Below are 18,742 nucleotides of genomic sequence, written 5' to 3' on the forward strand. Positions count from 1 at the left end.
CTCTATAAAATTCACCCATTAATTTTTACTTTAATAGAAATAATTGCATGACAATTGCCGAGGTCAGCTATTGTTTTAAAAAAATTAATCACATTAATCTGTGACTAATAACTAGAACCAAAACAAATAATAAAACTTTAAGAAATCAATTTCACGCAATTTGTTGAAAAAACGTAATTTTGAAATTCGAAGTTCAAAAACTAAGTTATTATGAAATATCATCAAATAAACAGCGCTCTTTTTGTAAAAAACCGCAGAAAATTCACGGCAGAAATGAAACCTAATTCGGTTGCCGTTTTCAACTCAAATGACATTTACCCAATTAGTGCCGACAGTACTTTGCCGTTTGCACAACATAGAGACATTTTTTATCTGAGTGGTGTAGATCAGGAAGAAAGTGTTTTGCTTTTGTTTCCAGATGCGCCTTATGAAAGCCAAAGAGAGATTCTTTTCTTGAAAGAAACTAACGATCACATCGCAGTTTGGGAAGGTGAAAAACTAAGCAAGGAACGTGCTTTTCAGGTTTCGGGAATTAGAACAGTTTATTGGCTGCAGGATTTTCATAAAGTTTTGAACGAAATGATGACGTATGCTGATACGATGTACATCAATACTAACGAACATTACCGCGCAACAGTTGAAACTGAAACCCGCGAAGCTCGTTTTGTAAAATGGTGGAAAGAACGTTACCCAGCGCACAATGTTGCAAAAAGCAACCCAATTTTACAGCGCATTCGTTCTGTAAAAGAAAGCGAAGAAATCGATTTGATTCAGCATGCTTGTGATATTACGGAGAAAGGTTTCCGCAGATTATTATCATTTGTAAAACCAAATGTTACCGAATATGAAATTGAAGCAGAATTAGCTCACGAATTCATCCGTAACCGTTCTAAAGGTTTTGCATATACGCCAATTATTGCTTCTGGAAATAATGCGAATGTTTTGCATTATATCGAAAACAATCAGCAATGTAAAGAAGGGGATTTGATTTTACTAGATGTTGCAGCTGAATATGCAAATTATTCTAGCGACATGACAAGAACAATTCCAGTTTCAGGACGTTTTTCAGAGCGTCAAAAAGCAGTTTACAATGCAGTTTTGAAGGTTAAAAATGAAGCTACAACCATGTTGACTCCAGGAACGCTTTGGAAACAATATCATATTGAAGTGGGTAAAATCATGACTTCAGAATTACTTGGTTTAGGTTTATTAGACAAAGCAGATGTTCAGAACGAAAATCCAGAATGGCCAGCTTACAAAAAATATTTCATGCACGGGACTTCGCACCACATGGGACTTGACACACACGATTACGGATTGCTTCACGAACCAATGAAAGCAAATATGGTGTTTACAGTTGAACCAGGAATTTATATTCCGAATGAGAAATTCGGAATTCGTTTGGAAGATAATGTTGTCGTTCAGGAAAAAGGAGCTCCTTTTAACTTGATGCGCAACATTCCTGTTGAAGTAGATGAAATCGAAACTTTGATGAATGAATAATTTCATGATGAAAAAGATTTTTCTATTTGCTTTTTTATTGGTTGCAGGAATTACTTTTGCCCAAACCACAGGTTATGCCGTGAATACTGATGGAAGCAAAACCTATTACAAAACATTCGGAAAAGGTGAACCACTTTTAATTATAAATGGCGGTCCGGGAATGAACAGTAATGGTTTTGAAGACATGGCGAAAGTTTTAGCCGAAACACAACAAACGATTATTTACGACCAAAGAGGAACTGGAAAATCGAAACTTTCAAAATTAGACGCTAAGACTATTTCGATGAAGATAATGGCCGATGATATTGAATCATTGCGAAAACATCTTAAAATCAAAAAATGGAATATTCTTGGGCATTCTTTTGGTGGCATGCTTGGTTCGTACTACGCAACAGTTTACCCAAACAGTATCAATAAATTGGTTTTATCATCTTCTGGAGGTGTTGATTTGACTTTATTGAAAAGCCCGAATTTGATTGAACGTAATTTAAGCAAAGTCGAAAAAGATTCGATGGATTACTGGAATGATAAAATCGAAAAAGGCGATACGTCACATGTTGCTCGCTTAGCGCGCGGACGTGCAATGGCTCCGGCTTATGTTTACGATCAAAAATATGTTCCAATTATTGCTGAAAGGCTGACTCAGGGGAATTCGACAATAAACGGTTTATTATGGTCGGATATGCAACAAATGAATTTTGACTGCAAAGCCAAATTGAAAAGCTTTAAAAATCCTGTTTTAATTATTCAAGGAAAAGAAGATATTATCAGTAATGAAATTGGAGAATTGGCACAAAAAACCTTTCCAAATTCGAAATTAATTCTTCTGGATCATTCTAAACATTATGGATGGCTGGATGCTCGGGAAAAGTATTTTGGCGATATAAATTCTTTTTTAAAATCATAAATACAAAAATGGCTTTCTAAATTGAAAGCCATTTTTTATTAATTCACAAACAGCAACTTGTCATAAATAAATTTATTGCTGTTTTAAAGATTTCCCAATTAAATTAAGACATCTCTGTATTTTACTGTAGCTTTCTTAACTTTGTACTTCACGACAAAAAAAGTTCATTTTGAAAACGATTTTATATAAAAACACCAAAATATCATTTACAGATTCAGGAAAAGGAAATGCAATTGTATTGCTTCACGGCTTTTTGGAAAACAAAAAAATGTGGAAAGAGTATGTTGACTTTTTCGCAGAAAAATACCGTGTAATTACAATCGATTTATTAGGTCACGGTGAATCTGATTCTTTGGGATACGTTCACGAAATGGAAGAAAATGCCAATGCTGTAAACGAAATTTTGGAACATTTAAAAATTGAAAAAGCGACTGTTTTAGGACATTCTATGGGTGGTTATGTTGCTTTGGCTTTCGCCGAATTATATCCAAAGAAAATTCAAAAATTAGTTTTATTGAATTCAACTTCAAAAGAAGACAGCGCCGAGAAAAAATTAAACCGAACCCGCGCCATAAAAGCCGTAAAACAAAATTATGTTGGCTTTGTAAGTTTGGCTATTGCAAATTTATTCAGTGAAAACAACAGAATTCGTTTAGCAGAAAAAATTGAAAAGGTAAAAGAACAAGCTTTAAAAACACCTTTACAGGGAATTATCGCATCGCTGGAAGGCATGAAAATACGAAAAGACAGAGAATGGCTTTTACAAGAAAATCGCTTTCCGGTTTTATTGATACTTGGAAAAAAAGACCCCGTTTTAAATTATGAAGACAGTCTATATCAAATTGAAGATACAACCGTAGAATTGGTTTCTTTTGAAGATGGACACATGAGCCACATTGAAAACAAAGAAGAGCTAAAAACAGTTTTAGCCGATTTTTTCAATTAAGAAATAAAGATTTTTTAAATCAGAAAAGGCCATTTCGAATAAACATCGAAAACAGCCTTTTCTTCCTTTTGTGGGGGCAAAAAATTATAATTTGGCAATAATGTCTTTTTAAAATCCAGACAATATCACTCTTCTTAATTTAAAAATTTGCTTGTTTAATATTTCCATCATCCACATCCTCAGACACGTTAGAGATTCTGTTCTCTTCTTCTCAACTTTGTTTAGATCGTATGAATATCTACATCTCTCTATAAGTAGCGTCAAAGATATTTCAATTAACATAATTGTTCGATAAACACTTGTTAAAAAAAAGACACCCTGTAACCATTTGAATCACTTTTATTTATAGTATACTTATTGGCTTTTATAAAAAGAAAATGCGCAATAAAAAACAACAGAAAAAAGAGATTCATTTAAAAACCTAACATTTTGTTCCATAAAATTCATTTCTAAATATAACATTTGCTGGAAAACTACGTTAAGGAAGGTTTTTTCATTGCTTTTCCAAAAAAATTGCAGAAATATAGACTGTAGAAAAAGTACGTTTTGTCTTAAATGCAATATTGATGAAGTTTAGAAGATTTCGTTTTGAAAACGGAAAAACAAACAACCCTACTGTGCAATAGCCTGAAAAGAAAGGGTTTGTTAAAAAATATTCAGCTAAACATCATTATAAAAAAACCGAACTTGTAAGATAACCCTTTTCGATAAGTTCGTTTTTTTCTTTTATTTGATGTGTCTTTCCATCTTTTATCATAACCAGTCTATTTGCGATTTTTATTACATTATGATAGTTGTGGTCCGTAATAATAATCCCTTTTTTGTTTAAGCTTGCTTTGAGCATTTCGTTAATAATTTCAATCATCAGAGGAGAAAGCCCATTGTAAGGTTCATCAAGTAAAACAAATAAAGAAGGATTACTGAGCACCATTTTTATTTCAAGATAACGCAATTCGCCGCTTGATAAATGTTTGATCTTTTTCTTTATAAGATTTTTAATAAACGCATCATCGCAAAAACCAGCTCTTTCTGATTTATCGATTGACAAGGAAATCGCCTTTTTTACAGACAAATGATTTGGGATAAACCGATCTTGATCTAAATAACTGACTTCGTTCAACAATACATTTTTAGTATTTAAAGAAACTGAATTTATCCGAACACTTCGATCCGAAACTGATTCGAGTCCTGCAACGATTTTCAACAAAGTCGATTTGCCAGAGCCATTCCGCCCTAACAATCCAATAATTTCTGATGTTTCACATTTCAAAAAAACATCCGAAAGAATGGTCTTTTCACCAAATCTTTTTTGAATACCGCTGATTTCTAAAGTATGTTTTTTCAAAATAATTTATTCTTTAAAAAGATTATGAAACCAAACAAAACTGCCGTGCAAAATGTCATTAAATAACTAAAAACCAGAAGCTGTATTTTAGAAACTCCATTGTTTATATAAAACAAATAATCATTTTTACGGTAAAATTCCTTGTAACTAATACTGGCCAAAAAACCAAAACTGAGAAAAAAAATAAAGAAATAATCAAAACCGCCTAAAAAAACAGCAATCGCACAAAGCAGCAGATTAAAAGGCAATGTGGTTTTATAAAACTCGAATATGTTCAAGAACTTCCTCATTGTTAATTTATTTTTTCTTCAAAAGGAATTGCGGTATCAAAAATTTCATTTAAAAGCAAAACAACTTCCTGCAGATACGATTCCAAAATTTCTTTAGAAACCACCATATCTAACTCTTTTTCTTCTTTAAATGTAAAAGGAAGAAATCCGGATTTTAAATTCTTAAAAGAAATAATTCCAACTTCAATAGGCAAACTTCCTGCTTCTTTTTCAAACATAAACGCATAAGCCAGAACCTGAATTATTTTATCGTTTTTAAGCTCTCTGGTTAATCCGTTCCAAGTTTTTAGTACCACATTTGCTTTTTCAACTTTTCCGGTCTTATAATCAATAATTCTTATTTTTCCGTTTCGCTGTTCAATACGGTCAACATTTCCTTTTATAAGAACAGGAAATGGCAAATCCGCATGCAGCAACTCGCGTTGGTATGTTTGCTCTAAAGCGATGATTTTAATAGCGTCACCATTCTTAATTGCTTCTAATTCCATTTTAAGAAAATTAAAAACATTTCGTTTTGCAACTTCAAAAGCCAAAAGATTTCGGCCTTTTTTAATTTCACCTTCCTTGTAAACCACCTTAAATTGTTTTAAAACTTCATCATCAAGAAGTTTAAAACAATTCGAAATATCTTCTTCTGAGATAAATCTGCCAATAAAAGGATCATAAAGTCCTTTTAAAGTTTCATGAATAATTGTTCCTAAAGTATTTAATGCAATATTTTCCTCGACTTCTTCTACTTCTCTGATTCGAAGGATTTTTTGAAAATAAAAATCAATCGGGTTCCGAATATAACTTGTCAGTGCCGAAGGCGAAAAGCCTGCAAGAGCAATTTCTTTTAAACGCTCCATAACCGCCTCCGATTTCGGAATTACCATTGGCTTATTGGCAGTAGCAGGCAAAACTGGATTATAAATATCAAAAGTTAGATTATGCTTTGGCTGTTTTTCTACTTCTAATTGTGTGATAAACCTGCTTCTTTCGCCAGCGTCCAGTCCATCATTTTCGGTATTATAAATAAGATAAATATTTTTTGCCCTCTGCAATAAATGATAAAAATGATAGGTATAAATAGCGTCTTTTTCTTTAAAAGTCGGCAAGCCTAATTCACGCTTTACGTCGTAAGGAATAAATGAATTTTGTGATTTTCCGGCCGGAAATTTCCCTTCATTCATTGACGTTATAATTACAGTGTCAAAATCCAGAACACGGCTTTCCAAAACCCCCATTATTTGAAGTCCCCGTAATGGCTCACCTTCAAATGAAACTTCAGCAACATCAATAATCTGTTTATAAATTGCGTGAAGTGTATCGATATTGTCAATATGATGATGACTTGTGTAATAATTAATTAATTTATTTATTACTTTAAAAACTGCATAAACGAAGGATTTTGCAATTTTCTCTTCCTCATTATTTTTATCAAAATTTTCTTTGATCAAAAGCAAAAGTGACGAAATAATTTCAAGAACAGCTAAGGAATCATTTTCCCATTTCTTAAATAGCAAATCAAATAAAGGCGAAGTATTCGTATTTAATTCAACAATTCTGCTTTGCGAAATAAATGTATAATTATTCTCTTTGATAATTTTGACCAAGTGGCTTGCATTTGCATAAGGAGCAACCAGCGGATGTGTTAAAATATCCAACACATCTTTATAATAAAACACATAACTTTCACCTTTTCGAGAAAGCGCATTTGTATGCATTTTAAATAGTTTGGCAATCAATATTTGGGACGGATTGTTTTTCCCAGAATATCCCATTGTAATATTCAATGCACCAACAGAAGAAGGCAATGAGTATAGAACAGGGATAAGCAAGTTTTCCTCACCCAAAACGACAGCCACTTTATCTAAAGATCCAACAGGATTTTCGGCAATTATTCTTTCAATAATACTTCCTGCTATTTTTGCCTGGCCAATTGTTTTTGGCGAACCAATAACTTGAATGTTTTTTGATTGTGAAAAATCATCTACAATCCAATCAAATGGATGTGTTTTATAATGCTTCCAACTTTCTTTAAATCGTCTCACAAACAGACCTGCATCATGATAAGGGTCGTTTAAAAAAGTCCGATCTGAATCCCAATAAATTTTAGCCTGATCCAAAGCCAGTAAATGCTGTACTATTTTTTCTTCGGCAGCATTTAAAGCATTAAAACCTGCAAAAATAAAAGATCGGCTTGAAACGGTATTCGAAAAATGATTTAGATTATTTACAGCTTCGCGATAAATTAAGCCTTGGTAGCCAATTCCTTTATTCAGCAAATGATTGTATAATGCATCATAATATAACGGCAGAAGTTTCCAGAAATCAATATACTTTTCTAAAAGTTTCGTTTTATTTTCTACTTCAATACCCCATCTTTTTATATCCTCAATATCTTTCAAATAAGAAAGAACATGGAGCGGATCTAAAAGATATCTGTCAATTTCATTAAAATCCTGTAAAAGTGTTTTTCCCCAATTGGCAAATAATTCAAATGACTGCTGATGCTGTTTTTCAGTGACAGATAAATAAACTTCGTAAAACTCAAACAAAAGCTCAATTGAATCTGCTGAACGAATTGAAGCAACATCTTGCACAAAGTCTTCAATACTAATTATCTCTGGAGAAAGAATTGTTTTTTGAGTTTCTCTTTTTAACGCTTCTATTAAAAATACTTTCGCTCTTTTATTAGGAAGGATAATGGTTGTATCAGCAAGCTTTGTTCCATAATTCTGAATAATGACCGCTGCAATTTTATCTAAAAAAGAATTATTTATCATTTTATAAAAATAAAAAAAGCCATTCAATTAAGAATGGCTTTTTAGTATTATTTACAAAGTAAATTATAGTTTACCTTGGTATTTAGAACCAATGTGTCTGATTTCAGTTCTTCTGTTTTGTGCTTTACCTGCAGCAGTTTTGTTGCTTGCAACTGGTTGAGAAGATCCAAATCCTTTAGACTCTAAGTTTTCTGGATTAACACCTCTTTCAACTAAAGCATCCAATACAGCTTTTGCTCTATCTTCAGAAAGTTTTTGGTTGATTTTAGCAGAACCTGTACTATCTGTGTGTCCTTCAATAGAGAATTTCGCGTTTGGATAGTTTTTAAGGATTTCTTTAATTGCATCTAATCTAGCTGGAGTTTCTTTGTCTCCTGTTTTGAAAGTAGCTTTACCTGAATTGAAGTAAACTGCTCTTGCTTGAACTTTAAGATCTTCTAAAGCTTCAGAAGTAACTTCTGGACAACCTCTGTTACTAGCAGGACCGAATACTGTAGGACAATCGTCATCTTTATCAGCAACACCATCTTTATCAGCGTCTAAGAAAGGACAACCACCGTTTTCTTTTGGACCAGCAACTGTAGGACATTTATCATCTTTATCAGCGATTCCGTCTCCGTCAGTATCAGGACAACCTTTTAAAGCAGCTAAACCAGCAACATCTGGACAAGCATCATCTTTATCAGCAATTCCGTCTCCGTCTGTATCAGGACATCCGTTTAATGCAGCTAAACCAAATACATCTGGACAAGCATCAGAAGCATCAACGATTCCGTCACCGTCAGTATCAGGACATCCGTTGAATTGTTTTAAACCAGCAACTTCTGGACAAGCATCATCTTTATCATAGATTCCGTCTCCGTCTGTATCTTTACCTCCGAATTTGAAAATAAGACCAGCTGTATGTTGGAAGTGAGAAACAGCATCTGGAGTTCCAGAAGCATCTACTCTATCTCCACTAACAGCCCATTTGTATTTTGTAGCTAATTCAAGACCAATAGCATCAGTAAACCAGAAAGTAACACCAGCACCTGGGTTAACAGTTCCGTAGCTACTATCACCGAAGAAAGTATAACCACCACCAACAGATAACGAAGGATCAACCACTTTAGATTTGATTAATTCTTGGAAGCTGTATTTGATAGTAGCATCAATTCCATAGTACATCAAATCACCAGGATTCACTACAGCATTTCCTCTTGAGTCACCTTTTACAGTTGGACTATTAAAAATTACAAATTTATCGATTTTGTTTACAGACCCTTGTAAACCTACAGAGAAACCACTACCTACATATCTAGACACACCAATGTAAGATAAAGAAGGCAAAATGTTCCAGTTGTCTTTAACAGCGAATGGCTGCGAGAAGTGTTGATCAAAAAAACCACTTCCGGCACCAGAACTTGTTCTGGTATCAACGGCATTAACTCCAAATGAGATAGCCCATGGATTGTTACTGTCTTGTGCGTGAGAACTTAAACCCATCACCATCATCACAGCAACTAAAAGTTTGTTAAGATGTTTCATACTTAATTTTTTTAATTACAATTTAGTTAATTACAGACAAAAGTAACACCAAAATTTTTAAATACAAAATGAAATGTTAAAAAAAACCTACAAAAATTTACATAATGTGGTAATTATATAACTTTTAACATTTTTCCTGTTAATGTAAAGGCCTCGATCGCTTTATCCAAATGTTCTTTAGTATGAGCCGCAGAAAGTTGCACACGTATTCTTGCTTTATCTTTTGGAACCACAGGAAAAAAGAATCCGATTACGTAAATACCTTCTTTTAATAACTCATTCGCCATAATTTGTGATAATTTTGCATCATAAAGCATAACTGGCACAATTGCAGAATCACCATCAATAATATCAAAGCCAGCCTTTTTCATACCTTCTTTAAAATAATTAGTATTCCATTCTAATTTATCTCTTAAAGAAGTATCTTTTTCTAACAATTCAAAAACCTTAATCGAAGCACCAACAATTGCAGGCGCTAATGAATTAGAGAACAAATAAGGTCGTGAACGCTGACGCAGTATTTCTATAATTTCTTTTTTTGCTGTAGTATAACCTCCCATTGCGCCGCCCAAAGCTTTCCCTAAAGTACCCGTTATAATATCAACGCGTCCCATTACCCCTTTAGCTTCAAGAGTTCCTTTTCCTGTTGCGCCAATAAATCCTGCAGCATGACATTCATCAACCATCACCATTGCGTCATATTTATCAGCCAAATCACAAATTTTATCCAGTGGAGCAACTAAACCATCCATCGAGAAAACACCATCTGTAACAATTAATTTAAAACGAGATCCAGCTTCATTTGCTTTAATTAACTGCTGTTCCAAATCTTCCATATTGCTGTTTTCATAACGGTATCGAGCGGCTTTACACAAACGAACTCCATCTATAATAGAAGCATGATTTAAACTATCTGAAATAATTGCATCGTTTTCTCCTAGCAAAGGCTCAAAAACACCACCATTAGCATCAAAAGCTGCAGCGTATAATATGGTATCTTCCGTTCCATAAAAATCAGCAATCTTTTTTTCCAAAGTCTTATGAATATCTTGTGTTCCGCAAATAAAACGAACAGAAGACATTCCAAAACCATGAGTATCCATTGCATCTTTTGCCGCCTGAACCACTTCTGGATGCGATGAAAGCCCCAAATAGTTGTTTGCACAAAAATTCAAAACAGTTTCTCCTGTTGAAATTTTAATTTCAGCACCTTGCGCTGAAGTTATAATGCGCTCCTTTTTAAAAATTCCATTTTCTTCAATAGCCTGCAATTCGTTTTGCAGGTGTTCTTTAATTTTACCGTACATTTCCTTATGTTTAAAACGTTAAAAATTAACAGCTTACATATAAAATAAGACCATTTTTCTTTAACAACTGATTAATTTTTTCACAAATTTACTACATCGATTTCGGTTCCTATGTACACCAAAGCCTTTTTTAACACTTTGTACCCTAAATCTTCAATCGCATCTTGATATTCTTGAATTTGCTGTTTGTATTTTGAATTTATAGCACCTGTTTTATAATCCAGCAAATAAGCTTTTTTATCTTCTGTCAAGACAATTCTATCTGGTTTAAGTATTTTTCCTTCTTTTTGAACTATGGTCTGCTCATTCAATATCCTGTTTTTCCCTTCAAAACAAATACTGATTTCTGAATGATTCACAATGTCTCGAAGTGTTTTCAAAACCTGTTCAGCTTGATCAAACTTAATCAAACCATCTTCAATAGCTTTTACAACAGCCAGGTCAACATCTGATTTATCTTTGACGAATGCCAAAATTTCATGAACAACATTCCCATAAGAAATTGCTTCCTGCTGATGTGTTCCCCACATCAATGCTTCTTTTTGGGCTATTTTTATACTTTTGGGATTCAGCACTTCTTTGACAACCGGAATTTCTTTTACAGAATCAACGACCTCAATTGAACGAGACAATTTAACTCGGTTTCCAAATTCATATTCTAATTTTTCTGAATCATAAACCCCTAGATGAATCAAATATTTGATAAAAAAAGAAGCCATGTTACTCGGAAACTCACCGTCTTTTCTCTCTTTTAAAGATTGAGAAATAACATACAATTGTTCTTCTGCACGGGTTAAAGCCACATACAAAACATTAATATTATCTAAAAGTTCTTCTTGCTTTTTCAGATTAAAGACTGCCGAAGCATTTTCGCCAAAACCTTCAACGGCACTGCTGTTATCAATTAAAGCTTTTGGAATATCTAAATCGGAATCCGTTGTGTCTAACCACAATTTATCTTTTGGTTTCCGACTATAATCTTCTTCTGCAAAAGGCATAATTACAACCGGAAATTCCAAGCCTTTAGATTTATGAATCGTCATTACTCGGACTGCATTATTTCCTTCTGGCGACGGAATACTGAACTTATCTGCATTTTTATCCCAGTAATTCAAAAAGTCAGCTATACCAGCTTGATTTCTTACATCTCTTTCGAGAACAATATCCAAGAAAAACTGTACATACGCATTACCTTCAGAAGGAAGAATAAATTTGGCAATAATAATTTCTACAGCTTCATACAATGATTTTTTTCTAACATCTTCAAAAGACAATGAAACATCAAAAGACAAAAGCCATTTCTCAAAATCAGTTTCTATTTTTCTTGACATTCCTTCGGCAATAAAATCATGAATTGGCATTTGGGAATTTATGTTTTCAGCCAAAAAATGAAGAAAATTAGCTTTGGACTCTAAATCGGCGCTGTTATTTAAATATTTCAGAAGATGAATAATCAGTCTGACTTCTGTCGCATTTTGTATCATCAAAGTCTCTGAAGACAAAAGCGGAATACCTTGCTCTGTTAAATAATTTGCAATTGCAATCCCCTGACCTCTTTTTCGGGTCAAAATTACAATATCTTTATAATGAAAACCATCTTTAAGAACTTTCAAAATAGTATTTAAAGTAGCTAAAACATACAAATCTGATTTTTCGACGACATCCTCTTCATCAGCAAAATCATTTTTTTCAACAATTGGAAGAAATGAAATATTTACGTAACCGCCTTTTTTCGAATTTGCATTTTGAAAACTATGATTTTCGTATAAATCTTTATAATCTTCATTTGAAAACTCCGAAGAAATTAGCTTAAAAAAAGAATTGTTAAAATTAATAACTTCGCTATAACTTCTATAATTGGTATTTAAATGCCTTATTTGCTTATCTGGATTATTAAACGGATTCACATCTTTGCTGAGCTCTATAAACTGCTCCGCTTTTCCTCCGCGCCAACGATAAATTGATTGTTTTGGATCACCCACAATCATTAAAGTTCCTTTATTCCCTAAATCATCTAAACCTGAAAGTGAATTATCGATTAAAGGAATAAGGTTTTGCCATTGCATTTCAGAAGTATCCTGAAATTCATCAATAAAAAAATGTCGGTAACGCTCCCCTAAACGCTCATATATAAAAGGCGCCGGTTGATTTTGAATTTCTCTATGAATAATAGCATTAAATTCTGAAATAGACAGAATGTTTTGTTCTGACTGAATTTTTGCCAATTCATTACTTACCGTATTCAATAAAGAAAGCGGTGTTATGTTTTTCAAGAAGGCTTTATAAAAATCTCTTTTTTCAAAATTTTTATAAATCTTATCTAAAATCTGAAGCAGTTCTGGAATAATATTTTCAATTAGAGCTCTGTCTTTAGCTGTTTTATTAATTGCAATATCATCAAACTCATGGAAGGTTTTATTTCTCGGATTGAATTTTCCATCACGAATACTTTCTAAATGATTTGGAAAAGTGCCTCGTGAAAATGATTTTAAATCGATTCCATTTTTATCGATCAACGAAAGCATTTCAGATGCCCACGCTTCATTTTCAGTTTCCAAATCCTTGCAGAGCACAAGCATTTTTTTCTTAATCTCAATAAACTCTTCGATTGATTTATCATGAAAATGCAAAATCTCATTTCGATTATTTTCATTCAGAACCAGTCTTCCTGTCTCTAAAATTTCACGAGAAACATCCCAACTTTTATCATCGTCGGTTTTTTCCATCGTAAAATCAATCAGCAAATTGGTCAAAGTCTCATCCTGGCCCGCCTGTGCAATTATCGCATCGACCGCCTCGATCAATAAATTTTCGGTATCCAAGGTAACTTCAAAAGTCATCGGAAGATTTAGATCGTGCGCAAAAGCCCTGATTACTTTATGAGTAAACTTATCAATTGTCGAAATATCAAAAGCCGCGTAATTATGAATTAAATGCTTTATAATATTTTGAGATTTAGTCTTGATTTTAATAATCGAAAGTCCCGTATCTCGAGACAGATCTTCCATTAAATCAACTGCTTTCGCGGAAGGTTCTTCTTTTGCAAATTCAGAAAGACTCCCAACAATACGGCTTTTCATTTCATGAACCGCTTTGTTGGTGAAGGTTATTGCCAAAATATTTCGGTATGCATCATTTTTAGGTGAAGAAAGAATAATTTTCAGGTATTCTTTAACCAATGTGTACGTCTTTCCTGAGCCGGCAGAAGCATCATAAATGGAGAAAGACGGACTTTGCATAGTTTGATTTTTTGTATTGTAAAAATAACACAATAAATATTTAAATCCCAATAATGAAAAATTCCAAATTCCAATATCTGTGTGCAATAAATGCTTTCAAATATTGGAATTTGGAATTTATTTTTTGAATTTTAAAATACTCTATGCGTGTTTTGGGAAAGCTCTTTTATTAAAAACCAACAAAATACCAACACCAGTAGAAATTGCAATATCGGCAACATTGAAAATCGCATTGAAAAAAGCAAAATGTTTGCCTCCAAAAATTGGAAGCCACGTTGGCAGATTTCCTTCCCAGATAGGGAAATAAAACATATCTACTACTAAACCATGAAACCAGCTTCCGTAAGGATTAGGAGAAAAAAGTGTTGCAATGTTATGCTCGCTGCCATCAAAAATAACTCCGTAAAAAACAGAATCAATAATATTACCGGCTGCACCGGCAAAAATCAAAGCAATTGCCACTACCAAATAAGTAGAATGACGTTTTTTAATAGCATCTGCAAGCCAATATCCTATTCCAAATACTGCGAAGATTCTAAAAACAGTCAAAATTAATTTCCCATATTCTCCAGGAATCTTAGTTCCCCAAGCCATTCCCTCATTTTCAATAAAATGAATATTAAACCAACTAAAAACAGGAAACTCCTCTCCAAGCATAAAGTTTGTTTTTACATAAATTTTTGACAGCTGATCTACAATTAAAACTAAAAATATAAGGAAATACGCTTTTCGTAATGACATTTTGTAAAATTTTGATGCGCAAAAATAACTAATTAAATCAAAAAAGCACTTTTTAAGTAACGTTAATTGTTTCGTAATAAATCGAAATCAAACTGATTCGCTTTTTGTATGTGTCGGGAAATACTTTTTCGTAATGTAATTTACCGAAATTGAAACTTTGGAACTCGCATTAAACAAAAAAGCGCCCCAAAATGGAGCGCTTTTTTTTTAAATGATATTGTTATTATCGCTGCAAGTTTTTAGCTTCGATACTCATTGTAGCATGAGGAACGATTTTAAGCCTTTCTTTGCTGATTAACTTACCTGTTACTTTACAGATACCGTATGTTTTATTTTCAACACGGAATAGCGCGTTTTTTAGATCGCGAATAAACTTTTCTTGTCTGATAGCCAACTGAGAGTTCGCTTCTTTAGACATTGTTTCGCTTCCTTCTTCAAAAGCTTTAAATGTTGGAGAAGTATCGTCTGTTCCGTTATTCAAATCATTCATGTAAGCACTTTTTATTAAATCCAGATCGGCTTGTGCTTTTTGTATTTTATTTTGGATAATTTCTTTGAACTCTGCTAAATCAGCATCAGAGTATCTTGTAATTTCATCTATCATGGTATTTATAATTATTTTGAAATTAATATCATTGTTTTAATATCATCAAACTCAATTTCTGTGCCGTTTTCTAAAACGTCTACAAAAACCAAATCATCTGTTAATGTCTCAGACTTTATATAGTCTTCATTTTTTGAAACCGCCTCTTCTAAAAGACCGTTTCTTTTAATTTGTACTTTAATTTTATCAGTAACTTCAAATCCTGAATCTTTACGGATATTCTGAATTCTGTTTACCAATTCTCTCGCAATACCTTCGTTTTTCAATTCTTCCGAGATTGTGATGTCAAGTGCAACTGTAATTCCGTTAGAGTTTGCAACCAGCCATCCTTCGATATCCTGCGATGTTATTTCGACGTCTTCTAGTGATAAAGTTACATTATTTCCAGAAATAACAATATCCAGCGTTCCCTGCTTGTCTAACTGGTTAATCTGATCCGCTGAAAAACCTTGTATTTCTTTGGAAATCAGACCCATATCTTTTCCGAAACGCGGTCCAAGAGCTTTAAAATTAGGCTTAATTTGTTTTACCAAAATACCTGAATCATCATCTAAAAGTACGATTTCTTTCACATTTACTTCGGCTTTTACAAGCTCAGAAATCGCTTCAATTTCAGCTCTCTGATTCTCGTCAAGCACCGGAATCATTACCTTTTGCAAAGGTTGACGTACTTTAATCATTTCCTTTTTACGAAGTGATAAAACCAACGATGAGATAGTTTGCGCCTTCTGCATTTTGCTCTCTAACGTTTTATTAACAAAGTTTTCGACAAATTTTGGAAATTCAGCCAAGTGAACACTGGCAAAATTCTCAGTTCCTGTCGAAGCTGTCAAATCTCGGTACAATTTATCCATGAAAAAAGGAGCGACTGGAGCGCTTAATTTGCTTATCGTTAATAAACAAGTATAAAGCGTTTGGTAAGCTGCGATTTTATCGTGAGCATATTCGCCTTTCCAGAAGCGACGACGACATAAACGCACGTACCAGTTACTTAAGTTTTCCTGAACGAAATCAGAAATAGCTCTTGTTGCTTTTGTAGGCTCATAATCTTCATAACATTCATCAACAAATTTGACTAACGTATGCAATTCAGAGATAATCCATTGATCGATTTCCGGTCTTTCGTTTAACGGAATTTCCGCTTCAGCGTATTTAAACCCATCGATGTTAGCATATAACGAAAAGAAAGAGTAAGTGTTGTATAAAGTTCCGAAGAATTTACGACGCACCTCAGCTATTCCTTCAATGTCAAATTTTAAGTTATCCCAAGGATTTGCGTTCGAAATCATGTACCAACGTGTGGCATCAGGACCGTATTCTGCAATTGTTTCAAAAGGATCTGTCGCGTTTCCTAAACGTTTCGACATTTTTTGTCCGTTTTTATCCAAAACCAAACCATTTGAAACTACGTTTTTATACGCTACTTTATCAAAAACCAAAGTTCCGATGGCGTGCAAAGTATAAAACCATCCACGAGTCTGATCGACACCTTCAGCGATAAAATTCGCAGGAAAATCTTTGTTTTCGTCAATTTTATCTTTGTTTTCAAAAGGATAATGCCATTGTGCATACGGCATTGCTCCAGAATCGAACCAAACGTCAATCAAATCGCTTTCGCGTTTCATTGGTTGGCCTGAAGCCGAAACCAACGTAATCTGATCAACTACATTTTTGTGCAAATCAATTATATCATAATTGGATTCAGACATATTTCCGATTTCAAAACCTTTAAACGGGTTCTCTTTTTGAAAACCAGCTTCGATAGATTTTTCAATCGCATTGTATAATTCTTCAACAGAACCAATAAGAACTTCTTCTTTTTTGTCTTCAGTTCTCCAAATTGGCAACGGAATTCCCCAATATCTAGAACGAGATAAGTTCCAGTCGTTGGCATTTTTCAGCCAGTTTCCAAAACGTCCTTCACCAGTAGACTTAGGCTTCCAATTGATAGTTTCGTTCAGGTCGAACATTCTATCTTTTACATCGGTTACTTTAATGAACCAAGAGTCTAGTGGATAATATAATAACGGCTCATCAGTTCTCCAACTATGTGGATAACTATGTACGTATTTTTCAACCTTAAAGGCTTTATTTTCTTCTTTTAAACGAATTGCGATTTCAACATCTACCGATTTCTCTGGCGCTTGTCCTGCATCGTAATATTCGTTCTTTACATATTTACCAGCCAAATCACCTACATGAGAAGTGAATTTCCCTTGTAAATCAACCAATGGCACTGCTGTACCATTTTCGTCTAAAACCAACATTGGCGGCACTTCTGGTATTGCTTCTTTTGCTACTTTAGCATCATCTGCACCAAAAGTTGGCGCCGTATGCACAATTCCTGTTCCGTCTTCTGTCGTGACAAAATCACCAGCAATTACTCTAAATGCATTTTCAGCATTTTGATAGGGTAATACATATGGCAATAATTGTTCGTATCGAATACCAACTAAATTAGTACCTTTTGTTTCTGCTAAAATTTTATATGGAAGTTTTTTATCGCCATTTTTAACATTGTCAAAATCAGCATCATCTTCACTTAAGAAATATCCTTTTGAGAATTGTTTTCCAACTAGGTTTTTAGCTAAAATTACATTTACAGGTTCAAAAGTATATTGATTGAAAGTTTTAACTAAAACATAATCGATTTTTGGCCCAACTGTCAAAGCCGTATTCGATGGCAATGTCCAAGGCGTTGTTGTCCATGCAAGGAAATAAAATTCATTATTATATCCGAAAGAAGCTTTATCTAGATTAAAAGCTCTTTCAACTTCGTTTGCGCCTTCCTCCTGTTTTGCTACACTTTTAAACTGTGCTACAATCGTAGTATCTGTAACATCTCTATAAGCTCCTGGCTGATTTACTTCGTGAGAAGACAATCCTGTTCCTGCTTTTGGAGAATACGGCTGAATCGTGTATCCTTTGTACAACAAACCTTTATCGTAGATTTGTTTCAAAAGCCACCAAACCGATTCCATGTATTTTGGTTTATACGTCACATATGGATCTTCCATATCAACCCAATACCCCATTTTTTCGGTCAAATCATTCCATACGTCCGTATAACGCATAACGGTTTTTTTACACGCTTCGTTATATTCTTCGATCGAAATTGTCTTACCAATATCTTCTTTTGTAATGCCTAATTCTTTTTCAGTACCCAATTCCACAGGCAATCCGTGCGTATCCCAGCCGGCTTTTCTTTTTACCTGAAAACCTTTTTGAGTTTTATATCTGCAAAAAATATCTTTAATCGCACGCGCCATCACGTGGTGAATTCCTGGTAATCCGTTTGCTGAAGGCGGACCTTCAAAAAACACGTAAGGTTCTGCACCTTCGCGAGTCGTTACACTCTTTTCAAATATATTTTCTTTCTTCCAAAAATCAAGAACTTCTGATGCTACCGTTGGTAAGTCAAGTCCTTTGTATTCAGTAAATTTTGTGCTCATTTTATCCTTTTCTTAAACGAGGTGCGAAAGTAATGAATTTTGAGGAATTTAGATAAAAGATAAGGGAAAAAAGACCGCTTTCGGGAAATTTTAGGTAGATTCCGCAGCAAAAA

Annotated in this window: 11 protein-coding genes; 3 read left to right on the forward strand and 8 right to left on the reverse strand. The window is 33.8% G+C overall.

Annotated features, from left to right (window positions below):
• Window positions 1-210: 210 nt before the first annotated feature.
• The 3 genes from GKZ88_RS15770 to GKZ88_RS15780 all read left to right on the forward strand — a co-directional run bounded on the left by GKZ88_RS15770 (window position 211) and on the right by GKZ88_RS15780 (window position 3,356).
• Window positions 211-1,503, forward strand: coding sequence for an aminopeptidase P family protein (locus tag GKZ88_RS15770; RefSeq protein ID WP_155103315.1), 1,293 nt, complete (start codon window positions 211-213; stop codon window positions 1,501-1,503).
• Window positions 1,496-2,410, forward strand: a complete 915-nt coding sequence (locus tag GKZ88_RS15775) for an alpha/beta fold hydrolase (RefSeq protein WP_155103316.1) — start codon at window positions 1,496-1,498, stop codon at window positions 2,408-2,410. The genes GKZ88_RS15770 and GKZ88_RS15775 overlap by 8 nt, the downstream gene beginning before the upstream one ends.
• Window positions 2,411-2,579: 169 nt before the next feature.
• Window positions 2,580-3,356 carry an alpha/beta hydrolase gene (locus tag GKZ88_RS15780; RefSeq protein WP_155103317.1) on the forward strand — a complete coding sequence of 259 codons (777 nt, stop codon included), beginning with the start codon at window positions 2,580-2,582 and terminating at the stop codon, window positions 3,354-3,356.
• Between the two features lie 670 nt (window positions 3,357-4,026).
• Here the strand turns inward: GKZ88_RS15780 and GKZ88_RS15785 are convergent.
• The 8 genes from GKZ88_RS15785 to ileS all read right to left on the reverse strand — a co-directional run bounded on the left by GKZ88_RS15785 (window position 4,027) and on the right by ileS (window position 18,629).
• Window positions 4,027-4,701 carry an ATP-binding cassette domain-containing protein gene (locus GKZ88_RS15785; protein WP_155103318.1) on the reverse strand — a complete coding sequence of 225 codons (675 nt, stop codon included), beginning with the start codon at window positions 4,699-4,701 and terminating at the stop codon, window positions 4,027-4,029.
• 292 nt (window positions 4,702-4,993) lie between these two features.
• Window positions 4,994-7,759: a PD-(D/E)XK nuclease family protein gene (locus tag GKZ88_RS15790; protein WP_155103319.1), complete on the reverse strand. Its 2,766-nt coding sequence runs from the start codon at window positions 7,757-7,759 to the stop codon at window positions 4,994-4,996.
• A 63-nt stretch (window positions 7,760-7,822) separates the two neighbouring features.
• On the reverse strand, window positions 7,823-9,286 hold the full coding sequence (locus GKZ88_RS15795) for an OmpA family protein (protein ID WP_155103320.1): 1,464 nt from the start codon (window positions 9,284-9,286) through the stop codon (window positions 7,823-7,825).
• 113 nt (window positions 9,287-9,399) lie between these two features.
• Entirely contained in the window at window positions 9,400-10,593 is a 1,194-nt protein-coding gene (gene kbl / locus GKZ88_RS15800; protein WP_155103321.1) for a glycine C-acetyltransferase, read from the reverse strand.
• Between the two features lie 80 nt (window positions 10,594-10,673).
• The gene (locus GKZ88_RS15805) at window positions 10,674-13,832 is read right to left on the reverse strand and encodes a UvrD-helicase domain-containing protein (RefSeq protein WP_155103322.1); all 3,159 of its coding nucleotides are present in this window, start codon (window positions 13,830-13,832) and stop codon (window positions 10,674-10,676) included.
• A 141-nt stretch (window positions 13,833-13,973) separates the two neighbouring features.
• Entirely contained in the window at window positions 13,974-14,573 is a 600-nt protein-coding gene (locus GKZ88_RS15810; RefSeq protein WP_155103323.1) for a lipoprotein signal peptidase, read from the reverse strand.
• Window positions 14,574-14,796: 223 nt separating this feature from the next.
• Entirely contained in the window at window positions 14,797-15,177 is a 381-nt protein-coding gene (locus tag GKZ88_RS15815; RefSeq protein WP_026983623.1) for a TraR/DksA C4-type zinc finger protein, read from the reverse strand.
• Window positions 15,178-15,188: 11 nt separating this feature from the next.
• Window positions 15,189-18,629, reverse strand: coding sequence for an isoleucine--tRNA ligase (gene ileS / locus GKZ88_RS15820; protein ID WP_155103324.1), 3,441 nt, complete (start codon window positions 18,627-18,629; stop codon window positions 15,189-15,191).
• Window positions 18,630-18,742: the final 113 nt, after the last annotated feature.

It is taken from the genome of Flavobacterium sp. LC2016-01 (assembly GCF_009711135.1).
Taxonomy (GTDB): domain Bacteria; phylum Bacteroidota; class Bacteroidia; order Flavobacteriales; family Flavobacteriaceae; genus Flavobacterium.